Source organism: Pseudomonas sp. Q12-87, assembly GCF_001269755.1.
Taxonomy (GTDB): Bacteria; Pseudomonadota; Gammaproteobacteria; order Pseudomonadales; family Pseudomonadaceae; genus Aquipseudomonas; species Aquipseudomonas fluorescens_S.
In genome coordinates this window covers 1-20847 of sequence record NZ_LHVI01000017.1, presented here as the reverse complement: position 1 = coordinate 20847, position 20847 = coordinate 1, and the positions used below count along the sequence as shown (strand labels likewise).

At 59.9% G+C, this 20847-nt stretch carries 18 protein-coding genes; 8 read left to right on the top strand and 10 right to left on the bottom strand.

What is annotated here, in order from left to right; all coding sequences use genetic code 11:
• Positions 1-39: 39 nt before the first annotated feature.
• Together mug and AD663_RS11620 are read right to left on the bottom strand one after the other, a co-directional pair.
• The gene (mug, locus tag AD663_RS11625) at positions 40-555 is read right to left on the bottom strand and encodes a G/U mismatch-specific DNA glycosylase (protein ID WP_003180998.1); all 516 of its coding nucleotides are present in this window, start codon (positions 553-555) and stop codon (positions 40-42) included.
• Positions 552-1175, bottom strand: a complete 624-nt coding sequence (locus AD663_RS11620) for a TetR/AcrR family transcriptional regulator (RefSeq protein ID WP_053213747.1) — start codon at positions 1173-1175, stop codon at positions 552-554. The genes mug and AD663_RS11620 overlap by 4 nt, the downstream gene beginning before the upstream one ends.
• 257 nt (positions 1176-1432) lie before the next feature.
• Here AD663_RS11620 and AD663_RS11615 point away from each other — a divergent pair, with 257 nt between their 5' ends.
• The 5 genes from AD663_RS11615 to AD663_RS11595 all read left to right on the top strand — a co-directional run bounded on the left by AD663_RS11615 (position 1433) and on the right by AD663_RS11595 (position 7508).
• A complete protein-coding gene (locus AD663_RS11615; RefSeq protein ID WP_003180994.1) occupies positions 1433-2569 on the top strand; it encodes an HlyD family secretion protein in 1137 nt (378 codons plus the stop codon).
• Positions 2569-4047: a DHA2 family efflux MFS transporter permease subunit gene (locus tag AD663_RS11610; protein ID WP_053213746.1), complete on the top strand. Its 1479-nt coding sequence runs from the start codon at positions 2569-2571 to the stop codon at positions 4045-4047. The genes AD663_RS11615 and AD663_RS11610 overlap by 1 nt, the downstream gene beginning before the upstream one ends.
• A 19-nt stretch (positions 4048-4066) precedes the next feature.
• Complete coding sequence (locus tag AD663_RS11605; RefSeq protein ID WP_053213745.1) at positions 4067-5530, top strand: efflux transporter outer membrane subunit; 1464 nt, start codon at positions 4067-4069, stop codon at positions 5528-5530.
• 22 nt (positions 5531-5552) lie between these two features.
• Complete coding sequence (locus AD663_RS11600) at positions 5553-6503, top strand: aldo/keto reductase (protein ID WP_053213744.1); 951 nt, start codon at positions 5553-5555, stop codon at positions 6501-6503.
• A 69-nt stretch (positions 6504-6572) separates the two neighbouring features.
• Complete coding sequence (locus AD663_RS11595; RefSeq protein WP_003180986.1) at positions 6573-7508, top strand: LysR family transcriptional regulator; 936 nt, start codon at positions 6573-6575, stop codon at positions 7506-7508.
• Between the two features lie 43 nt (positions 7509-7551).
• Here the strand turns inward: AD663_RS11595 and AD663_RS11590 are convergent, their stop codons facing one another.
• Positions 7552-7809 (bottom strand): DUF2790 domain-containing protein, encoded by a 258-nt coding sequence (locus AD663_RS11590; RefSeq protein ID WP_033045984.1) that lies wholly within the window; start codon positions 7807-7809, stop codon positions 7552-7554.
• Positions 7810-8095: 286 nt separating this feature from the next.
• Between AD663_RS11590 and AD663_RS11585 the strand changes: the two genes are divergently transcribed.
• From AD663_RS11585 to AD663_RS28345, 3 genes are all read left to right on the top strand, one after another.
• Positions 8096-9868, top strand: coding sequence for a S8/S53 family peptidase (locus AD663_RS11585; protein WP_003180983.1), 1773 nt, complete (start codon positions 8096-8098; stop codon positions 9866-9868).
• 158 nt (positions 9869-10026) lie between these two features.
• Positions 10027-10629, top strand: coding sequence for a flavin reductase family protein (locus AD663_RS11580; protein WP_003180982.1), 603 nt, complete (start codon positions 10027-10029; stop codon positions 10627-10629).
• 68 nt (positions 10630-10697) lie between these two features.
• Positions 10698-10859 carry a DUF2986 domain-containing protein gene (locus AD663_RS28345; protein ID WP_003180980.1) on the top strand — a complete coding sequence of 54 codons (162 nt, stop codon included), beginning with the start codon at positions 10698-10700 and terminating at the stop codon, positions 10857-10859.
• 55 nt (positions 10860-10914) lie between these two features.
• On the opposite strand, the gene cydB is transcribed toward AD663_RS28345, so the two are convergent.
• The 7 genes from cydB to AD663_RS11545 all read right to left on the bottom strand — a co-directional run bounded on the left by cydB (position 10915) and on the right by AD663_RS11545 (position 20672).
• Positions 10915-11928, bottom strand: a complete 1014-nt coding sequence (cydB, locus tag AD663_RS11575; protein WP_003180978.1) for a cytochrome d ubiquinol oxidase subunit II — start codon at positions 11926-11928, stop codon at positions 10915-10917.
• Between the two features lie 27 nt (positions 11929-11955).
• On the bottom strand, positions 11956-13302 hold the full coding sequence (locus AD663_RS11570) for a cytochrome ubiquinol oxidase subunit I (RefSeq protein WP_053213743.1): 1347 nt from the start codon (positions 13300-13302) through the stop codon (positions 11956-11958).
• 13 nt (positions 13303-13315) lie between these two features.
• Complete coding sequence (locus tag AD663_RS11565; RefSeq protein ID WP_053213742.1) at positions 13316-13798, bottom strand: DUF1641 domain-containing protein; 483 nt, start codon at positions 13796-13798, stop codon at positions 13316-13318.
• Entirely contained in the window at positions 13798-16773 is a 2976-nt protein-coding gene (fdhF, locus tag AD663_RS11560) for a formate dehydrogenase subunit alpha (RefSeq protein WP_053213741.1), read from the bottom strand. Before fdhF ends, AD663_RS11565 begins: the two co-directional genes overlap by 1 nt.
• A gap of 192 nt (positions 16774-16965) precedes the next feature.
• Complete coding sequence (locus AD663_RS11555; protein WP_003180970.1) at positions 16966-17484, bottom strand: hypothetical protein; 519 nt, start codon at positions 17482-17484, stop codon at positions 16966-16968.
• 128 nt (positions 17485-17612) lie between these two features.
• The gene (locus AD663_RS11550; protein ID WP_053213740.1) at positions 17613-19091 is read right to left on the bottom strand and encodes an APC family permease; all 1479 of its coding nucleotides are present in this window, start codon (positions 19089-19091) and stop codon (positions 17613-17615) included.
• A gap of 87 nt (positions 19092-19178) precedes the next feature.
• Positions 19179-20672 (bottom strand): aldehyde dehydrogenase, encoded by a 1494-nt coding sequence (locus tag AD663_RS11545; protein WP_053213739.1) that lies wholly within the window; start codon positions 20670-20672, stop codon positions 19179-19181.
• Positions 20673-20847 lie beyond the last annotated feature (175 nt).

Below are 20847 nucleotides of genomic sequence, written 5' to 3'. Positions count from 1 at the left end.
GATCGCCTGGCCCGTTGGGCGATCGCATGGAGTCGCCCGTCAGCGCGCAGCCCGATGCAGTTGCCGATACGCAGCCACCAGTTGCTCCAATGTGAATGCCAGGTTGCGTCCACTGGGGTTGGGCAGCACCCAGGCGGCTGCTCCGCCGAACGTTCTGGGTTGAAGCCCCCATTCAATGACTTTCTGCCCGGACAAACCGGCGTAGGCCACCTTGCCGAGAAACGCCACATGACGCGGTGCATAGCGGGCAATCTTTTGCTCGAACTCTACCGCGACAGCCTCGAACTCCTGGGCCGTCAGTTGATCAGCGCGGGCAGTCGGACGGGCAACCACGGTGGTCAATCCGCAATGATAGCCAAGGATTGATCGGTCATTTTCCGGTGACACTGGTTGCGCAGTGAACCCAGCCAGATGCAACGTCCGCCAGAAACGATTGCCCCGCCCGGCGAAATGATGCCCCTGCGCCTTCGCCAACAAGCCCGGATTGATTCCGCAAAAAATCACCGACAGGCCTTCAGCCAGAATGTCTTCCAGCCCCTCTGTTGCGCCGCTCAACGGCACATGACTTTGACGGCACTGCGCGCAAGGTGAGCCAGCTCATCATGGGATTTACCCGCCCGCGCGCGAATGGCAATGCTGTGCAATAGCGAAGAGGCAAGACCGGCCAGGGCTCTCAGGTCGGCATCGGCCTTTAATTCTCCCGAGTCGATGGCTTGGCGCAGGCGCGCCTCAAGGTCGGCGTCGAGCTGGCTCAGTCGAAGCGAAAGCACATCACGGATTTGCGGATCCTCGACAGCCTCGGTGGTCGCCGTGCCAATCGCGAAGCAGCCACGAGGCTGGCCTTCGCCCGAAAAGTAAATCGCCAACTGCCCTTCGTAAAAGCGCATCAGGGCTTGCTCCAGCGTCAGGCTGGTATCGGTCAATGCGTCTTGCATGGCGCAATGGGCCGTTTCCCAGTATTGGTCGAGCGCCTTGATGTAGATCGCATGTTTATCGCCAAAGGCTGCATAGAGACTCGGGCGGTTCATGCCGGCGGCGCTGGCGATGCTGTCCAGCGAGGCGGCGGAATAACCCGTATTCCAGAACACCCCTAGCGCTTGTTGAAGCGCTGTCTGCGGGTCGTAGGCGCGTGGCCGGCCACGGCCTTTCGCGCCTGGAGTTTTATTTTGTGCCATGTCGTACAAATTCCTTGCATGCCAGTAGGGTCAGCCATATTCTTACACCATCGCACAAAATTAAGGAATCAAAAATTCCTCGACCCTCAGCTTTGTTGTAACGGCGCTCGAATCAGGCTCTGGTGACGACGAAACAGCGGCACGGAGTGATCCTCCCCACCGCGTACGAGTTTGGTGACTCACAGCAATCAACGACATCGGACCTGGCGAACTTCGCGCAGGACCGGCCGACTTCCCGGTTAAGGGTGTACTCGATCATGACCAAGCCATTCGTTCTCCCAGCAACACCAGCCAATGCACACCCAGGGCCGAACCTTGCTGACGCGCCACCGGAAAAATCGCTGAAACAGAAACTGCGCCCGCTGCTGATGACCGGCGTTCCAGCGCTCCTGGCCGTCATCGGCTACGGGCAATACCTTGCAAACGTACCGTTTGTGTCTACCGACAATGCCTATGCCCGCGTGGCCAAGACATCGATCAACTCGCGTATTTCCGGGCAGGTGGTTGAAATCGCTGTCGACGATAACCAACGGGTCCGCAAGGGCGAAATGCTGTTCCGTATCGACCCGGAACCTTTTCTGATCGACGTCCAGCGTGCCGAAGCACAGTTGGATATCGCACGTTTGCGCATTGACGGACTCAAGGCGAGCTATCGCCAGCAACAGGCCGAGCTGCAATCGGCCAAGGCGGCGGCGGATTACGACCAGAAGGAGTTCGGCCGTAAAAAAGCCCTGGTCGCCACCGAGTTCGTGTCGCGAGCCGTCTATGAGCGCGCCGAAACCGACCTCAAGATATCCCGTCAACGCATCGCCTCGATGGAACAACAAATCGCCAGCACCGTCGTTGCCCTGAACGGCAATCCAGACATCACGATTGACAGCCACCCGACGGTGCGTGAGGCCAAGGCTCAGCTTGACGAAGCGCAGCTGCACCTGGCCTACGCCACGGTCACCGCGCCGCAAGACGGTATCGTCGCCAAAGTCGACGACCTGCAAGTCGGTAACTACGTCAATAACGGCGCGGCGGCGTTCGCGATGATCCGCGACGGGGAGATCTGGGTCGAGGCTAACTTTCGCGAGACGCAAGTCACGCACATGCGAGCCGGCCAGACGGCGACCATCACCCTCGACACGTACCCGGATCGGCAGTTCAAGGCGCACGTGGTCAGCCTAAGCCCCGGCGCCGGGGCCGACTTCGCCCTGTTGCCGCCGGAAAACGCCACCGGTAACTGGGTGAAGGTGGTACAGCGGGTTCCGGTGCGTCTCGAGCTGGACGAGGCGGATCCATCGATGCCTTTGTTTTCTGGCACCAGCGCCACGGTCCGAGTCGATACCGGGTACCGCACGCCTTGGTGGTATCCGCTCAAGTCGCTGTTGACTGCGGGTAACTCCTGATGAACGCCACCGCTGCTCTTACCGCACCGCACGCGCGCTCGCTCAGGTTGGTTGCCTTGCTGGCCACCTACATGCAGTCGGTGAACTTGCCGCTGCCCAATGCCGGATTGCGCTTGATACAAGGCAGCATTTCGATGACGGACGATCAGGCCGGGTGGATCTTCACGGCCTACCTGGCGGCCAGCGCCATCACCCTGCCCGTGGCGCAATGGCTGGCTGCGCGCTTTGGCCTCAAACATGTCTACCAGATCGCCATCCTGCTGTTCGCCCTCGGCTTGTGGCTGGGCACCTTGGCAAACTCGCCGCTGGCGTTCATTGGCGCACGCATCCTCCAAGGCCTGGCGAGCGGCGTCCTGGCGCCGCTGTCGATGGCGATCGCACTGGAGACGCTGCCCGCCGAGCGCCGCCCGGCATTTGGCCCGAAGTGGACGGCGCTGGTGCTGCTGGGGATCGTCAGCGGGCCTGGTATCGGCGGCTGGGTTTGCGAATGGCTCGACTGGCGCTGGATGTTCTACCTGAGCCTGCCGCTGGCCGCGTACATTTTCATGGTCGTCGCGTTGCTGCTCACCGAGAGGAAAGTCGACCAACGCCCGCCGTTTGATTTCTTCGGTTTTGGCACGTTCACCCTCGGCATGATCGCCCTGCAAATGCTCTTGGACCGTGGCGAACGCCTGGATTGGTTCGACTCGCCGGAAATCTGGGTCGAAGCGCTGTCCTGTGCACTCGGGCTGTACCTGTTCCTCGTCCATGTGCTGACTGCCAAGGTGCATTTTCTCGGCAAGGGATTGCTCAGGGACCGTAACTTCATCCTGTCGACGGTGATGTTCTTCGCCCTTGGCTTCGTCCTGCTGTCGACGATGGCGCTGACCTCGCCGATGCTCGATGAAATCCTCGGCTACCCCCCGGATGCCACGGGTTTGCTGACAGTCCCGCGGGGCATCGCATTGGTTGGGGCGTTCCTGCTGATGGGTCGCGCGCCGGTGTGGATCGACGTTCGCCTATTCATCGTGATCGGCATCACCCTGGTGGCCTATGCCAATTGGCTGATGCTCGGCTATTCACCCCTCATGGACTGGACGCCCGTGGCGGTGACCGGATTCGTCCAAGGGATCGGCCTCGGCATCCTGATGCCGGCGCTGAGCAAGGTCGCGTTCAGCACGATCGCGCCGATCTTGCGTCCCGAGGCCGCCGGATTCTTCAACTTGATGCGCGTCTACGGCAGCACCCTCGGCGTGGCGGTGGTGCAACTCTATTTCTTCAATAACACCCAGGCGATGCACGTGGCGCTGGCGAGTCATTTAACGCCCTATCGGATGACACCGCCCATCTCGCTACCGGAGCTTGAAGGTCTTAATCATCTGGTCACCCACCAGGCGGCGTTCGTTGCAGTGGTGGGTCAATTCAAGATCTTGCTGGTGGCGATACTCATCGTCAGCCCACTGGTGTTGTTCCTTCGCAAGCCTGTTGCAGCCAACTGATATTCGTGGAGTCCGGAAAATGAAAACGTCCCTGCGCTTCACCCGTTCTGCGTTCCTGTGCACCGTCAACGCGCTAGGGATGGCTTTGATGCTTTGCGCCTGCATCGTCGGCCCCGACTTTGTGCGCCCTGCCACCCGTTCGTCGCAGCACTACGACCCACAGGCCGAGCAGCAATCGGCCGGTGGGCAGTTTGAAATGGGCAAGCGGATCAATGGCCATTGGTGGTCGGCGTTCCGTTCGCCCAAGCTCGACGAAGTCATGCGCCAAGCCATCGATGGCAACCTCGAACTGGTGGCCGCCGATGCGACCATTCGCCAAGCCGCGGCGTCTGTTGCGGCGGCGGAAGGTGCCTTTTATCCGCAAGTGAATGTTGGCGCTACCGCCGGGCGTCAACGCACCCACACAGCTTCTGAGCCGAGCGTGTCGAATGTTTATGCGATCGGCCCACGGGTGGCTTTCGACCTGGACATGTTTGGCGGCCTCGAACGCGCGGTCGAAGGGCAACAAGCATTCGCGGACCTGCAGAAGCATCGTTATGAGGCGGCCTACCTCACGCTGACCGGGGACGTCACCCAGCAAGCGCTGCTGCTTGCCTCAGCCAATGCGCAAATCAGGGCAGTACAAACGCTGCTGTCCAACGATGCGAAAAACCTTGAACTGGTCCGCCGGGCACACCAGAGCGGCACCACGACCCGGATCGACGTGTCACTGGCCGAAACCCGCCTTGCCCAGGATCGCACGCTGCTGCCACCACTCGCCCAACAGCGCGACGCTGCTCGGCACGCACTGTCGATCCTTGCCGGCAAAGGCCCGGCGGACTGGATCGCGCCAGACTTCGTCCTCGATGACTTTGCTTCACCGTCGAGCATTCCGGTCAGCCTGCCGTCCGAGACGGCTCGCACACGTCCGGACATCCTGCAAGCCGAGGCCGAGTTGCATATGGCCAGCGCAGCAGTGGGCGTAGCGACTGCCAGCCTTTATCCGCACGTCGAGCTTTCGGCCTCACTGACCCAAGCCGCATCCGGCAATGGCGGCGCCGCCCTCTGGGGTCTGGCCGCCGGAATGACTGCGCCGATCTTCAATGGCGGCGCACTCAAGGCTGAGCGCCAGGCCGCCGTTGACGGTTACAACGCCGCCCTCGCCCGCTATCAGCACACGGTCGTTAGCTCATTTGGCCAGATTGCGGACACCTTGCAGGCCATCAATCACGGTGCCGAGCAGAACGCTGCGCAGGACGACGCCTTGCGCGCCGCCGACACCAGTTTGCAGTTGAACCAACAGGCTTACGCCCAGGGCGAAAACAGCATCCTGCAAGTGCTTGAAGCCGAACGCGCCTATGAGCAAGCGCTGCTCGGGCAGATCCGCGTACAGACCGCGCGTTATCTGGACGTGGTCCAGCTGTTCGTGGCCCTGGGCGGCAATGACGCAGGCGTCATCGTGCCCAATGTCGCCACGATTCGTACCGATTCCTTACCACTCTGATGGCCCCTTTAGGAGAACCGACATGACATACGAAGCCTTTCACGATGACCTTCGCGACACGCGCCTGCCGCTGAATAACGGCGCTGGCTCGATGCCCGCCGTAGGATTTGGCACGCTGTTCCGTGATCTGGAAGCCACCTGCGACGCAGTCAAACATGCGTTGGAGACGGGTTTCCGGCACTTTGACTGCGCCGAGCGCTATCGCAACGAAGAGAGGATTGGCATGGCGTTCCAGCAGGTATTTGCCGCCGGTAAAATCCGCCGTGAGGATGTGTTCATCACCACCAAACTGTGGAATACCAACCATCGACCCGAACGGGTCAAGCCGGCGTTCGAAGCGAGCTGCCGGCGCCTTCAGGTCGACTACCTCGATTGCTATCTGATCCACACTCCGTTCGCCTTCCAACCCGGCGACGAACAGGATCCACGGGACGTTTTCGGACACGTCATATACGATGGCGGCATTACCCTGCTCGACACCTGGCGCGCCCTTGAAAGCTTGGTGGACGAAGGCCTCTGCAAATCCATCGGCCTTTCGGATATAACGCTGGAGGCATTGGAAACCATCGTTGCCGGCGCGCGAATCAAGCCTTCCGTGGTGCAGATAGAATCGCACCCTTACCTGCCGGAATGGGAAATGCTGGAGTTTTGCAAACAACACGGGATTATCTTGCTGGCGTTTGCGCCGCTGGGGCATGGAATGCTGCCCAATGTCTTGGAAGATCCGGTGCTCACCGGCATCGCCCGGCATGTACAACGCACCCCGGCACAAGTGGCGCTGGCGTGGGCAGTTCAACGCGGGACGGCTTTCCTGACGACTTCGGCGAAACCGGACCGTATACGGGAAAATTTCCATCTGGCGACGCTGCCGCACCGGGCGATGCGAGAAATCAAAGAGGACATTACCACCCGGATTCGATTCAACTCAGTGATCGAAACCGGTGTTCCAGGCTTTATTGCCCGTACAAGCTGATAGACGACGGTGCGGTTGCGCAAGGGCCGCCCTCCCCAAACTTCCCTGCCCGAACCGCGAGATGAAAAAATGGACCTCTTCCAGAGCATGCGTTTTTTCAACGCCGTAGCCCAAAGCGGCAGCTTCACTGCCGCAGCGCAACTGCTCGACACCACGACCACCAACGTTTCCAAAGCCGTCACGGCCCTTGAGGCCCGCCTGCACACCCGTTTGATCAACCGCACCACCCGCCGTCTCGCGCTCACGGAAGCGGGCGTGCGCTACCTGCAACGCTGCGAACAGATCCTCGACAACGTACGCGAGGCCGAGGAAGAAGCGGGAACTGCCCACACCGTGCCAGTCGGTCGTTTAAAGATTCACGCCATGTCGGCCATTGGCAATCACTACGTAATCGACGCGATTGCCCGTTACCGGGAAATTCACCCGACGGTCTTGTTCGACCTGACCCTCACCAACCGCGTTCCGGATTTACTGGAGGAAAGCTACGACATGTCCATTGTGCTGGCACGCGACCTGCCGGACTCGGGCTTCGTCGCCCAACGGCTGGGCATGACTTACAGCGTCCTCTGCGCATCACCTGCCTATCTGGCCAAACGCGGTGTGCCGGACTCTCCCGGCGAGCTTGGCGGGCATGAGTGCCTGCGTATCGTCAACACCGTGATGCCGGCTGAGGAATGGACGTTCGACGGCCCGCGAGGCTTGGAAACCATCACCATTGGCGCTTCGCCTTTTCACATCAATACTGCCGATGGCATGACCACAGCGATTGAAAAAGGCATGGGAATCGGCGTTCAGCCAATCGCATCGGCCGTACGCGGTCTGAGGGCGGGGACATTGGTGCGGGTGTTGCCTGAGTACCGACTGGAGGAGTTGAACCTGTTCGCGATCTATCCATCGCGCAAGTTCATGGATGCGAAAACCAAAACCTGGGTGGATTTTCTCAAGCAATCAATCCCGCAGTTGCTGGCATCGGATGCAGCTATTGTCGGAGCTAAAAACACTTAGTGCGGCAGGTATGGAGTGTCGACCCTCCATCGTTACGCACCGGTCAATTGGAGCAACCGGTCCCCATCGTTTGATACTGCAGGACATGCCGCTGGCCATGGGAGTCTTCATAAGTCATCTGTACCGGCACGGGCGCACATTCGTTCGCTGGTTCGGTGATGGAGATCACGTGTTCGATGTCCAGCTTCGTCGAGTAATTGTAGGTTTCGATCGGGGTGCTCGAAGTATTCGTCGTGTCCGCATAAGCATTGGCGCCCAGGCTGGCAAGCATCAGGAGCGCTGCGATTTTTTTCATGTTCATGTTCTTCACCGTCTCGTTGGTTGTGTCCGCATCAGCTAATGCTTGCGGCTTGGAGACGATGTTAAGGGGTGCCCGAGCGCGTAAAAATCGATCGACAGGACAAACAGTGTTGCTCAAATCCCTATGAATCAGCGCTGGGCACTCCTAGACCCACTGCTGATCGAAAAGTCGATTGCCGCGCTTGTGCCGATAATTGCTACCGGCCCCTCCTTGAATGGTCTCGCCCTGAACGAAGCAGGCATTGCCGCAGTCGGAACAAAACGAGCCTGCCCAGGAACCCCGCCCAATGCCCCTTCGATCCGCTGCCCTCGCCACGTTGTTCGCTTTGGCCGCCAGTGCGCCGGCCGCTGCGCAAGAGCCACTGCGCCTGGCAAGCCTGAAACGGTGCGGTGACCTGCTGCAAAGCCAGCACCAGGAATGGTGCCTGACCGTGCACGGCATGGGCGATGGAACCCCACGCTTGAAGTTGGGTGCGAAGGCGATACCTGCGGATGCGGTGCAGCGCGACGGGCAAAACTTGCGCTTGCGCCTGGCCAGCGACGGTTACCAGAGCGCTCCCCTCTGGCTGGAGGACGGCCCACGCTCCAGCAACGCGGCCTGGCTGACCCTGCGTAACAGCCACGTACTGGCCGCAGGGCCGGACGAAGTGGCGAAGAACATGGACGGCTTGACCACATACGTCGATCTGGTCAGCGTGCTGATCGAAGAAGACCAGGACGGCCACCAGGAGGCTGAGCGTCTTGCCCATAAGTACGGCGCGACGGTCGTCGGCAGCATTGCGCCGCTGAACCTGTACCAACTGCGCCTGCCCGCCAGCGACCTGGTGCAGCGTGACGCACTGGTACTGCGCCTGGGCAGCGAGACCAGCGTGGACGCCGTGGTGATCGAGGAGTCCGCCGCCGAAGAGGCCGAACAAGCCCCTGTCGAGGCACAGGCTGAGGAGCCGAAAAAACCGGCCACGGACTCGGATGAATGGGCCGCGAATCGCTTTCTCGATGCGGTGAACTACTATCAGCGGCGCGTCCCCGGGCGGCAGACGCCTGTGCAGCCCCAACCGGTGCGCATCGGCTTGATCGAGCGCGCGGTGGATTTCGACACCGCGGACTTTGCGGACTACGTCGGGGCTTGCTCGCTGCCGCGCACTTGCGTCTACGCACGCGATGCGGATAAGCCGGACAACCATGGCACCACAGTCGCCGGCATCCTCGCCGCGCGCTGGGACAATGGCGGCAACACGGGCTTGCTGCGTGGTCTGGACCAGGCGAGCGGTGGCTTCGAGGTCATTGTCGAGCGCAATTCCGATGCCGGAATCACTGCCAATATCGCCGCCTCGGTTAACCTCGTGGAAGACGGCGTGCGCGTGCTCAATTGGAGCTGGGGCATTCATCGCGTCGGCGCCAAAGACGTCAAAGGCGACGAGGTGGACTCACTGCTGCGCTCGGGCATCGCCATGGGTGGGTACGAGGAGTTGCTCGAGGAGTTCTTCCTGTGGCTGCGCAAGGAACATCCCGACGTGGTGGTAATAAACTCCGCCGGCAATGGCTCATCGTTCTCGGGCAGCGATGAATACCGCTTGCCCTCCTCGTTCATTACCGAGCAACTGCTGGTGGTCGGCGGCCACCAGCGCAGCGCGCGCGCCGGGATCGCAGTCGACGACCCGGCCTATGCGGTCAAGCGCCGTTCCTCGAATATCGACATGCGCGTCGACATCACAGCCGCCGCTTGCGCCCACGCCTCGACGGTCAGCGCCGGCCAGGCCGGTGCGGTGCATTGCGGTACGTCCTACGCAACGCCCATGGTTGCGGGCCTGGTGGCGGCGATGCTGTCCATCAACCCGCAACTCGAACCCGAGCAAGTGCGCATGCTGCTGCGCCGCAGCGCCATGACTATCGGCGACAATCACGACTTCGAACGGATGGATGCCGAGGACCTCACCGCGCCCATCCTGCCCTCCGAGCGCAGCTACCAGCTCAACGACAAGGACGTGGGCCGTTCGGCGCGGCTGGACATGCAAAAAGCCCTGGACCTGGCGGTGCAGAGCCGCAAGCGCGTGCGCTGAAACGCGCACTGCCGGGCGGCGCAAGGCGATTGTCCGGAGCAAAGGCAGCCATCGCACGTTCTGTTGCAATGATGCTCCGCGCTCCATTGCGTAAGCTGACAGAATAGCGCCCGGTTGCCGCCTGGCTTGTTAACCCTCCCCTGACCCAAGGAGCATCGATGAACGCCAACATTGCCCCCGTCCCGCTGCCGAAAGCTTATCGCCTCCTCAACCACGGCCCCACCGTCCTGGTTTCTGCCCGCCACGACGGTGTCGACAATGTCATGTCCGCTGCCTGGGCCTGTGCGCTGGACTTTTCGCCGCCCAAGCTCACCGTGGTCCTGGACAAGAGCACCCGGACGCGAGCGCTGGTGGAAAAAAGCGGCATGCTGGTGATTCAAGTGCCAACCGTGGCCCAGCTTGAGCTCACCTATCAGGTAGGCAATCTCAGCCTGCTCGACGACCCGCATAAACTTGCACACAGCGGTGTCGAGCTGTTCAGCATTGACGGCCACGATGTGCCATTCGTTGCCGGCTGCTCGGCCTGGCTGGCCTGTCGACTGATCCCCGAAACCCACAACCAGCAGGCCTATGACCTGTTCATCGCAGAAGTCGTCGGCGCCTGGGCAGACACCCGCGTATTCCGCGACGGGCATTGGTATTTCGACACTGCGCCCACGCAACTGCGCAGCCTGCACTACATTGCCGGTGGGCAGTTCTACGCCATTGGCGACTCGCTGGTCGCCGAAAGTGCCGGGGCCGTGCTGCCGGAAGATGCCTGATGGCGACGAGCCTGACCGATGATCCAAGCTGTTATGATGCGTAAACCTGCCAGCCGAGTAGAAAAGGTATGAACCGTCGTAAGAAGATCAACCAGTTGTTGAAGGCCAACGCCAAGAAAGCCAGCGCCAAACTGGCGCCCAAAAGCAAAACCCAATACATCAGCAAGGCTGACCGATTGAAGCTGGCCGAGCAAGCCAGTCAAGACGCCGAGATTCCCGCCGAGGATTGAACTGATAGAACGTACATCTGCCCCGGTTCTACAAGCATGGGAAGGGGCACTTCCGTCATGCGCCTGAGTCAACCTGCTCGCGCTTCACCTTGCCTCGAAACACCCAGAACCCCCAGGTGTTGTAGGCAAGCGTGACCGGCACCAGCACAGCGAAACCGACCAGCATGAAAGACTGGCTCGACGCCGGGGCCGAGGCTTGCTCTATCGAAAGCGCCGACGGCACGATCAGCGGGTACAGCGTGATGATCGCCGCAACGAAGGCCACGCCGAACCATCCCAGTACGGCAAACAACGGCAGGAATTCGAAACGGCTGGAGAAGGCCCAACGAAACCCTACCAGCAACAGACCCTGGACCAACAACAGCGGCACGCTCAGGCTTGATTCTGCAAGATTGTCGCGGTAGACCGGCAGCAACTGGCTGGTCCAGACGACGATGGCGGCCATCCCCAACAACGTCAGCCAGCCAAGTATTCGCGCCTGGCGCCTGGCCGTCGCTTGCAAGTGGCCTTCGGTACGCCAGACCAACCAGCAACTGCCCAGCAACGCGTAGCCGATGACCAACACCGCGCCACAGGTCAGCGAAAACGCACTCAGCCATTCCCAACCGTTGCCGGCGAACTGGCCATCCTGCTGTTCGATGCCTTGCACCACGCAGCCCATGATGGCGCCTTGGCAAAACGCCGCGATCAACGATCCGGCGACCAATGTAACGTCAAGCCAACGCCTCATCCGCGAAGACGCATCAGCGCGAAACTCAAGCGCAACCGCCCGGAAAATCAACGCCAGCAGCATGACGATGACCGGCATGTACAGGGCGGAAAAAATGAGGCTGTAGGCTACCGGGAACAAGGCCAGCAACCCTCCGCCACCCAGCACCAGCCACGTCTCGTTACCGTCCCAGATCGGCAGGATGGAACTCACCATGATTGCTTTTTCGTTGGCGTCACGGCGCGTGGCGAAGAGTATTCCGACACCCAGGTCAGTCCCATCCAGGACGACGTACGTGATGATGGTGAACGCGATCGCTGCGGCGGCAAGATCGGGGAGCAACGCCTCAGAAATGAACATGACGATGTCCTTGCCCAGCGCAGGTGTTCATTCTTCGGCCCTCTGGGCATCGGCTGGCAAGCGGGCAATCGCCCGCAGCAAATAAAATAACCCCAGGCTAAAGACCATCAGGTAGACCGCCATGATGGCCAGCGTGCTGCCCGCGACGAACGACAGCGGTTGCCCGGAGTGGCTGTCGACCGTGCGCATCAATCCGTAGACGGTAAACGGCTGGCGCCCGACCTCAGTCACGATCCACCCACAGATCATCGCCACAAATCCCGCCGGGGCCATGATGACCGAGCAGCGCAGCAGCCATCGACACTCATAGAGCCGACCGCGCCAACGCAGGACAAGACTGGCAATCCCCAATGCAACGATCAGCAGTCCGATGCCCACCATGGCCCTGAACGCATAGAACACCATGGCCACCGGCGGAATATCCTGCGGCGCGAACTCCTCCAGACTCTTGATGGTGCCGGTCCAGTCATGTCGCAAATACAGCGAGCCCAGATGCGGAATGGCCAGCTCGAATTGGTTTTTGCGGTTGACCTGGTCAGGCACCGCAAACAGCCTGAGTGGTTCGCCTTGGCCTGCCTCAGGCCGCCGCCAGGAACCTTCCATGGCGGCGAGCTTTTGCGGCTGGTGGTCTCGGGTATTTTCACCGTGCAGATCACCCGCCACGATTTGCAAGGGCCCCACCAGCGCTGCCATCCATAGCGCCATGGAAAACATGACCCTGGCCGACGTATGAGCACTGTTGCGCAACAAGTGCCAGGCCCCCGCGCCGCCGACCAGCATCGCCGTGCCAAGAAAGGCTGCAAGGCTCATGTGCACCATGCGGTAGGGAAACGATGGATTGAACACGATCGCAAGCCAGTCGACCGGGACGAAGCGGCCATCGCCACCGATGCTGAATCCAGCCGGCGTGTGCATCCATGAATTGGCGGACAGTATCCAGAAAGCACTGAACAACGAACCCACGGCCACGGCGCAGGTGGACAGAAAATGCAGGCGTGGCCCGACCTTGTTCATGCCAAAGAGCATCACACCGATAAAGCCGGCTTCAAGGAAGAAAGCCACCATCACCTCGTAGAACATCAAGGGTCCCAGCACAGCGCCTGCGCGCCGCGACAGCGCACTCCAGTGCATGCCGAACTGAAATTCCATGACCAGCCCGGACGCTGTGCCGACCGCGACCGTCAATGCAAAAATTTTCAGCCAGAAGGTGTAGATGTCCTTGTAGACACGACGCTTGCGCCACAACCACAGCCCCTCGAGCACCATCAAGTAATTGGCCAGGCCAATGGAAAATGCCGCCAGGACAATATGGAAGCTGATGGTGAACGCGAACTGGTAGCGCGCTAGCAGCAACGCCGGATCCATCGGTTCCATGGACAGGCTCCAGTCACGCGTCGCTGGGTTTGCCAGCGAAGTCACTGATGGGTTTGTCGACCGGTCTTTTCATCCCCTCGCCCATCGCTTTCAAACCTTCCAGCAGCGGGGTTATCGCCCGCCAAAGCGATTCGTCTTGCAGCAGGCGATAGGTGCCGCGAACGCCCGGCGCGGCGCTTTTATCATCGGGTGCGGTCCATTGGCTGATGGCGGCGCCGGCATCCTTCAAGGCGAAGACCACGCGGTAAAAATCCTCGGGGGGAACACGGGACAGCGCCATCGCCAGAATCGACAGGTTCTGGATGACGTTGAGCGTTCCCTCTTTGTTCAGACCGTCCACAAGCACTTTGGCGATCGCGGTGTTCGCGCAGACCAGATCATTGGCCATGCGCAACACGCCGTGCTCGTGGAGGCTCTGGAGGAGCCGATCAAGTTCCTCCCTTGCGTCAAGCCCGGTTTTACTCGGCTTGACGTCGTAGTCGATGGGCTCGGCCATTAGCATCTCTCCGGGTGGGGCGCTGGTGCGTCGATTGGCGCGTAATCGTCTCGTGCCCATTTCGCCGCAACGTCCACGCCGTCGTTCGGCGTCCGGTGGCCATTGCGGAAATTGCCGCGGGGCAAGGTGGGCCTTCGGGATTGTTCCCTCATGATGGTCATTTTCACCGCGACTTCTTTGTAGGCGGGCGTGTTCACGTCTGGGTCATGATGTTCCCCGGTCAGTTCATTGATGCCGGGCTTGCCCTGGTGGATTGGCAGGAAAAGCACGTTTCCCTGAACCCGATCAGTGATGACGGCCGGCACCGAGACAGCGCCGCGACGAGACGTGATCCGGACCATCGTGCCTTCCTCTATGCCGCGCTGCGCGGCCAGCTCGGGGCTGACTTCGACGAACCATTCTGGCGACAGTGAGTCGAGACGGTCGCCGCGCCCTGTCTGGTTATTGCCCTGGAAATGCTCAAGCATCCGGCCGTTGTCCAGCATCAGATCGAACTCGCTGTCCGGCGCTTCCGCCGGGGGCTTGTACTCCAGCGGATAAAGCACCGCCTTGCCGTCGCTGGTATGAAAACGGTCGGTGTAGAGCAGCGGCGTATCCGTGCCATCTGGCCGTACCGGCCATAGCAGCGATTTCCAGCCCTCCAGGCGCTCGTAACTCACACCGGCGAACAACGTCGCAATGCCGGCGACTTCGTCAAGAATTTGCGAGGGGTGCTCATAACCCCAGTCATGCCCCATTTTCTTCGCCAGGTCGGTCAGGATGCGCCAGTCGGGCAGGCTGTTTCCCAACGGGGCAAACACTTCATAAAAGCGCTGGATCCGCCGCTCGGTGTTGACAAACGTCCCCTCTTTTTCAACGCTGGGGCAGCCTGGCAGGACCACGTCGGCAAACTGCGCGGTACGGCTGAAGAAAATGTCCTGGACGACCATGAAGTCCAACGTTTTGAACGCCTCGTGCACGTTTTCGGTGTCGGCGTCGGAGAACGCGGTCTCCTCGCCAATCACGTACATCGCCTTGATCTTTCGGTTGGCGGCGTCTTGCACCATCAGGAAATTGTCTTCGCCCGCCTTGTTCGACAACTGCTCGGGGGTGACGCCCCACGCCTTGGCCCATTTGGCCCGGACGGCTTCGTCGGTGACCTTTTCATAGCCCGGATAAACGTCTTTCAGGCAGCCGAAATCACTGGCCCCCTGAACGTTGTTATGGCCCCGCATCGGGTATCCGCCAGTACCCGGACGTCCATAATTGCCGGTGACCAGCAGCAGGTTGGAGAGCGCCGTACTGGTGTCTGCGCCGTGGCTGTGCTGGGTGATGCCCATTGCCCACAACAGGCAGACACTTTTTGCCTCACCGATCATCTGCGCCGCAGCGGTCAGGTCGGTTTCCGCCAGGCCGGTCACTTGGGCGGCGAAGCCCAGGGTAAACGGCTCCAGCGAGCGACGGTACTCGTCCACCTGGTTCACTCGATTTTGCAAAAATGCCGTGTCCGCATAGCCATGATCGAACATGTAGCGCGACATTGCGCTGGCCCAGACGATGTCGGTGCTGGACCTGATTTGCAGGAACAGGTCGGCACGTTCGGCCATTTCGTGTCTGCGAGGATCGACCACCAGCAGTTTTTGCCCGCGGAGCTTGCGTGCTGCCTTGATTCGCGAGGCAATCACCGGATGGTTCTCCGCCAGATTGCTGCCCACCAGTACGATCAGGTCCGCTTGTTCCAGGTCTTTGATCGTACCGGCATCGCCTCCGTAGCCGACCGTGCGAAAAAGCCCTTGTGTCGCGGGGTTCTGACAATAACGCGAGGAGTTGTCGACGCTGTTGGTACCGATGATCAAGCGCGCGATTTTCTGCGTCAGGTAGGCCTCTTCGTTACTGGCCTTGCTGGAGCCAATGAACCCGATGGCGTCGGCGCCGTGATCACGCTTGATGCTCAACAGACGCTCGGCGACCAACGCCAACGCTTCATCCCAGCCGGCCTCGCGGAACTGGCCGTTCTCCCGGATCAACGGGGTGGTCAGGCGTTTTTCGCTATTGACGAAGTCCCAGGCGAACTTGCCTTTGACGCACGTCGAAATCCCGTTCGCCGGCGCGTCTATCACCGGCTGCACTTTCAGCAACTGGCGGTCACGGGTCCACATTTCGAACGAACAGCCCACGCCACAATAGGTGCATACGGTTTTGGTGCGCTTGATTTCAGGTTGTCGCCAATGCATGTCCATGACCGAAACAGCGGTGATGGGCGGTGCCCCGATGGTGTTTTCAATGATTTTCACTGCATCGATAATGGGCCGTTTGATGTTTTGCGGCATCGACGTTAGAGGACCTGCGTCCGGTTGCATGGTTTTTTCCAGCAACGCATTGCACGGACAAACCGTGACGCAATGGCCACAACTCACGCAACTGGAGCCTTCGATGGTGGTTGCGCCATCCCACAACACTCGTGGATGTTCCTGGGTGAAATCGATGCTGAGCGTTTCGTTGACCTCGACGTTCTGACAAGCCTCTACGCAGCGCCCGCAGAGGATGCATTGGTCAGGGTCATAGGTATAAAACGGATTCGAATGATCCTTGTCGTACGGTTTGCGCTGGTACTTGTAACGTTGAATCGCAGGGTTCATGTCGGCAAATGTATTGTGCAGCGTGCAATCGCCGGTGTTGTGCTCACACACCGTGCAATACAGCTCATGCTTGGCGAGAAGACGGTCGATCCCCTCCTCCTGCGCGGTCTGGACATGGGGAACATTGCTGGTCAGGTTCATACCGTCGGCTGAACGCAGCGTACAACCGCGGACCATTTCGCCGTTGTATTCGACCCAACAGACGTCACAGGTTTGTATCGGCCCGAGGGCTGGGTGATAGCAGACATGGGGCAGATGGATGCCCTGCTCTGCCAGGAAATCAATCAGCGGCTGGTCGGCCTTCCCTTCGAGGGCACGACCGTTGAACTCGACACTGCACTTCATTTCTTCGCTCATAAGGGCTGACCTGCTGGCCGCTCGCTGTCGTTGCGTCTGTTTCAGAACCGCGCGACAGCGTATGGACTTAGGTGAAATGTTTAGTTACAGAGTCGACGTTCAGTAGGCTTAAACGTTCCTTTTTTTCGCAACCAGCCCGGGAGGCTGGCGTTTCGATGGGAGTGAGCGCCCATGAGACGGGTCAGAAGTGCCTCACTTCACTTCCATCAGCCGGACCGATTGGGCGCCATCCAGCGACAAGTGAATAACCGCGGCTTTGGTTGGAAAGTTCGGCGCATCGTCGTCGGTGTTCTGCATCGCCGGGATATCGATCAGGGTTTGCTCGCCCGTAGGGTCACTGACCAGCTTGGCGTCCAGCTTATCGATCGAACGCCAGCTGTCGCCGCCAATGCGCATCACATCCAGCAGGTTGTAGTGCGTCACGCCCTCTTCGTTCTCTTCGGGCGTAAAAGCCGCCAGGTATTGGCTGTAATTGTTGCCCATGCCAAAGCCTTCGATGGTGAAGACCACAAGCGTTACCTGGCTATCCTCTCCGGTATCCAACGTCTGGGTCATCGCCGCGTCGGGGTAGCCAGTGGCATAGCTGTCCTTGAGGAGCGCCACCAAGTGGCCGATCTGTTCTTCCAAGGCCTTGGGAGTGGGTTCCGGCCCGGCGGCATGACTCAGGGTACTGGTGAGAAACAGACTGGCTGCAAGCAAACGCAAATTCATGAAGTGGGGTCCAAGGATGCGGAGGGATCGTTGCGGATGCTAGCGGGTTTTCTGAAATTAAACAGGCTTATGAAAAATTGGGTGTAATGGATCCGCCTGCCGCACTGGGCGGCAGGCGGCGATGTCATCTAGGTTTTTTTCCACGCATCCGCGGCCGGAGCGGTACCTTTTTCGTAGGGACGAAACAGAACCATGTAGACAAGCCCCACGAAAATCACAATGGCGCCGACCAGCACGATGCCGTAGTTCACGTACCAGGGCGCATCCGGAGTACGCGGCCAGGACATGTTTACAATCGCGAACAAGCCGTAGCAGAGCGCTGCGATGTTCACGATCCAGCCCCACCGCCCCAAGGTGAACTGACCCTGGGGTTTCCAACCACGCATGCGCGCGTACAACACACCACTGACAATCATCTGGAACGCCAGGTAGATGCCGATGGCGGCAAAACTCACCACCAACGCAACCGCGTTTTGCAGATAGAAGCCGACACACACGATGATCGCCGGCAGCACACCACAGACCATCAGGGCGGCGGTCGGAACATGGGTAGCGGGCGAGAGCTTTTTCAACATGGCGCTACCCATGAGCATTTCGTCTCGGGCGTAGGCATAGAGCAGGCGACTGGCAGATGCCTGCAAGCTCAGCACGCAGGAAACAAACGAAACCGTGATCACGCCCATGACTACACGAGACATGACAGGACCAAACGCCGCTCCAAATATAGTGGACATCGGGTCCTTGTCTTGGCCGGAGATAACGGCGGCGATGTCAGGCACCGCAAGGATCAACGCCAGGGCGGCGAAAATCGAGGCGGCACCGCCGATCCAAATGGTCATCCGCATCGCCTTGGGGACTTGACGACTGGGGTTGGGTGTTTCTTCAGCAACATCACCGCAGGCTTCAAAACCGTAGTACAGGAACATCCCCGCCAGCGAGGCGGCAAGGAAAGCCGGCCAATAAGCGCCGTCGATAGAAATGTCGAACGTATTGAACAGTACGCTCAAAGGCTGGTGGCGCTCGAAGATCAGCAAGTATCCACCGATCAGCAGGGCCCCAACCAATTCGCAAAGGAAGCCAAACATCGCCACCCGCGCCAATAGCTTGGTGCCACTGAGGTTCAGGACCGTGGCGATGGCCGTCAGAATCAGAGCGACGACGGTATTGGTCACTGGCGACGATTCAAAGCCCATGAGGTTGGCAATGTATGGACCAGCACCCAGCGCAACGGCAGCAATGGTCACACATAGGGAAATGGCATAGATCCACCCGACCATCCACGCCCATTTCTTGCCCACCAGGCGACGGGCCCAAGGATAGACACCACCGGAAATCGGATACTGGGATACCACTTCGCAAAAAATCAGACACACCAGCATTTGACCGGCTCCCACCAACAGGTAGGACCAGAACATCGGCGGCCCACCCGCAGCCAGGCACAGGCCGAACAAGGTGTAGACCCCCACCACTGGCGACAGATAGGTGAACCCGAGGGCGAAGTTCTCCCACAGGCTCATGCTGCGTTCGAAATTCGACGTGTACCCAAGCGCACGGAGTTGCTCCGCGTCCTGGTCCGCAACCACCGTGGAGCCTAACGAGCTGTTCATGGTTTACATCCTTTAAAAAGGAATTTGTATGGGTGGGAATCAAGCAGGCGGAGCAGCCCCGCCTGCGAGCGCTTAACGAGGACTAGCTCAAAGCTGTATCCAGGTGGCTTTGATCTCGGTGTACTTATCAAAGGCGTGCAAAGATTTGTCCCGACCATTGCCGGACTGCTTGTAGCCGCCGAACGGCGCCATCATGTCCCCGCCGTCATAGAGGTTGACCCAGACACTCCCGGCACGAAGTGCGCGGGCCATGGTGTGGGCGCGAGACAGGTCAGCCGTCCAAACAGCAGCCGCCAGCCCGTAGGGGGTGTCATTGGCTATGCGCACCGCCTCTTCGGCATCGTCGAATTCGATCACCGACAGTACGGGCCCGAAGATTTCTTCCTGGGCGATTTTCATCGAGTTGCTGACATGATCGAACAACGTTGGCTCGACATAACTGCCGCCGACTTCCACCTGCGCGGCGTGCCCACCCAACAATAATCGCGCACCTTGCGCCTGCCCTTCCTGGATGCGCTGCAGCACACCTTCCAGGTGACGTCCGTCCACCAGAGCGCCGACGTTCGTGTCCGGATCGAGTGGATGCCCTGGCTTCCAGCCTCTCATCGCCTCGACCACCATGGGCACAAAACGCTCCTTGATTGAGGCCTGAACCAGCAAGCGTGAACCTGCGGTGCACACCTCACCCTGGTTGAAAGCGATAGCCGCCGCCGCTGCCTCGGCGGCCACCTGCAAATCAGGGGCATCGGCAAATACGATGTTCGGACTTTTACCGCCAGCTTCAAGCCAGACCCGCTTCATGTTCGACTGGCCCGCGTAGACCAACAGCTGCTTGGCCACTTGGGTCGATCCGGTAAAGGCGATGGCATCCACATCGCGGTGCAAGGCCAACGCCTTGCCCACCGTGTGGCCATAGCCTGGCAGAACATTGAGCACGCCTGCTGGCAACCCTGCTTCCAGCGCGAGCTGGGCGATGCGGATTGCGGTCAGCGGCGAACGCTCCGAGGGTTTCAGAATGACCGAGTTACCCGTCGCCAGAGCCGGCCCCAGTTTCCAGGACGCCATCATCAGCGGGAAATTCCACGGCACGATGGCAGCCACCACCCCAACCGGTTCCCGGGTGACCAGGCCGATCTGATCGACCGAGGTCGCCGCGACCTCATCGTAGATCTTGTCGATGGCCTCACCGCACCATCGAATGCTGTCGATGGCCCCTGGGAGATCGACAGACAGCGAATCGGATATGGGCTTGCCCATGTCCAGTGTTTCCAACAGCGCCAGCTCTTCGGCATGGATCTGCAACAACTCGGAAAAACGCACCATCACTGCCTTGCGCATTGCCGGAGCCTGGCGTGACCAAACACCGGATTCGAATGCTGACCGGGCGCTGACGACCGCCAGATCCGCATCCTCCGCATCGCAGCTGGCAACCAAGCCAAGCAAGCGCCCATCAATCGGGCTCAAGCATTCGAAGGTGGCGCCAGAATCGGCCGGCACATAATTGCCATCGATGAAAGCTCGCCCCTCAATGCTCAACGCCTTGGCTTTGGTCTCCCACTCTGATCGGGTCAACTGACTCATTTCAACGCGCTCCTGGATTCGGGGGATGCGATCTCAGATCGCTTAAACATATGGAACCATATCTTTTAACCACTGAGAACCCCTTAAAAATCAGAAAATGGCGGTTACTTTTGACTTTTTATGCGGTAAATATCTAGAATCGCCAGGCTCCAGACGCAAAAAAATATATAAAATA

Coding starts and splice junctions, on each gene's coding strand:
- AD663_RS11620 (WP_053213747.1), bottom strand. CDS start 1,175: ATGGCACAAAATAAAACTCCAGGCGCGAAAGGCCGTGGCCGGCCACGC.
- AD663_RS11615 (WP_003180994.1), top strand. CDS start 1,433: ATGACCAAGCCATTCGTTCTCCCAGCAACACCAGCCAATGCACACCCA.
- AD663_RS11610 (WP_053213746.1), top strand. CDS start 2,569: ATGAACGCCACCGCTGCTCTTACCGCACCGCACGCGCGCTCGCTCAGG.
- AD663_RS11605 (WP_053213745.1), top strand. CDS start 4,067: ATGAAAACGTCCCTGCGCTTCACCCGTTCTGCGTTCCTGTGCACCGTC.
- AD663_RS11600 (WP_053213744.1), top strand. CDS start 5,553: ATGACATACGAAGCCTTTCACGATGACCTTCGCGACACGCGCCTGCCG.
- AD663_RS11595 (WP_003180986.1), top strand. CDS start 6,573: ATGGACCTCTTCCAGAGCATGCGTTTTTTCAACGCCGTAGCCCAAAGC.
- AD663_RS11590 (WP_033045984.1), bottom strand. CDS start 7,809: ATGAACATGAAAAAAATCGCAGCGCTCCTGATGCTTGCCAGCCTGGGC.
- AD663_RS11585 (WP_003180983.1), top strand. CDS start 8,096: ATGCCCCTTCGATCCGCTGCCCTCGCCACGTTGTTCGCTTTGGCCGCC.
- AD663_RS11580 (WP_003180982.1), top strand. CDS start 10,027: ATGAACGCCAACATTGCCCCCGTCCCGCTGCCGAAAGCTTATCGCCTC.
- AD663_RS28345 (WP_003180980.1), top strand. CDS start 10,698: ATGAACCGTCGTAAGAAGATCAACCAGTTGTTGAAGGCCAACGCCAAG.
- cydB (WP_003180978.1), bottom strand. CDS start 11,928: ATGTTCATTTCTGAGGCGTTGCTCCCCGATCTTGCCGCCGCAGCGATC.
- AD663_RS11570 (WP_053213743.1), bottom strand. CDS start 13,302: ATGGAACCGATGGATCCGGCGTTGCTGCTAGCGCGCTACCAGTTCGCG.
- AD663_RS11565 (WP_053213742.1), bottom strand. CDS start 13,798: ATGGCCGAGCCCATCGACTACGACGTCAAGCCGAGTAAAACCGGGCTT.
- fdhF (WP_053213741.1), bottom strand. CDS start 16,773: ATGAGCGAAGAAATGAAGTGCAGTGTCGAGTTCAACGGTCGTGCCCTC.
- AD663_RS11555 (WP_003180970.1), bottom strand. CDS start 17,484: ATGAATTTGCGTTTGCTTGCAGCCAGTCTGTTTCTCACCAGTACCCTG.
- AD663_RS11550 (WP_053213740.1), bottom strand. CDS start 19,091: ATGAACAGCTCGTTAGGCTCCACGGTGGTTGCGGACCAGGACGCGGAG.
- AD663_RS11545 (WP_053213739.1), bottom strand. CDS start 20,672: ATGAGTCAGTTGACCCGATCAGAGTGGGAGACCAAAGCCAAGGCGTTG.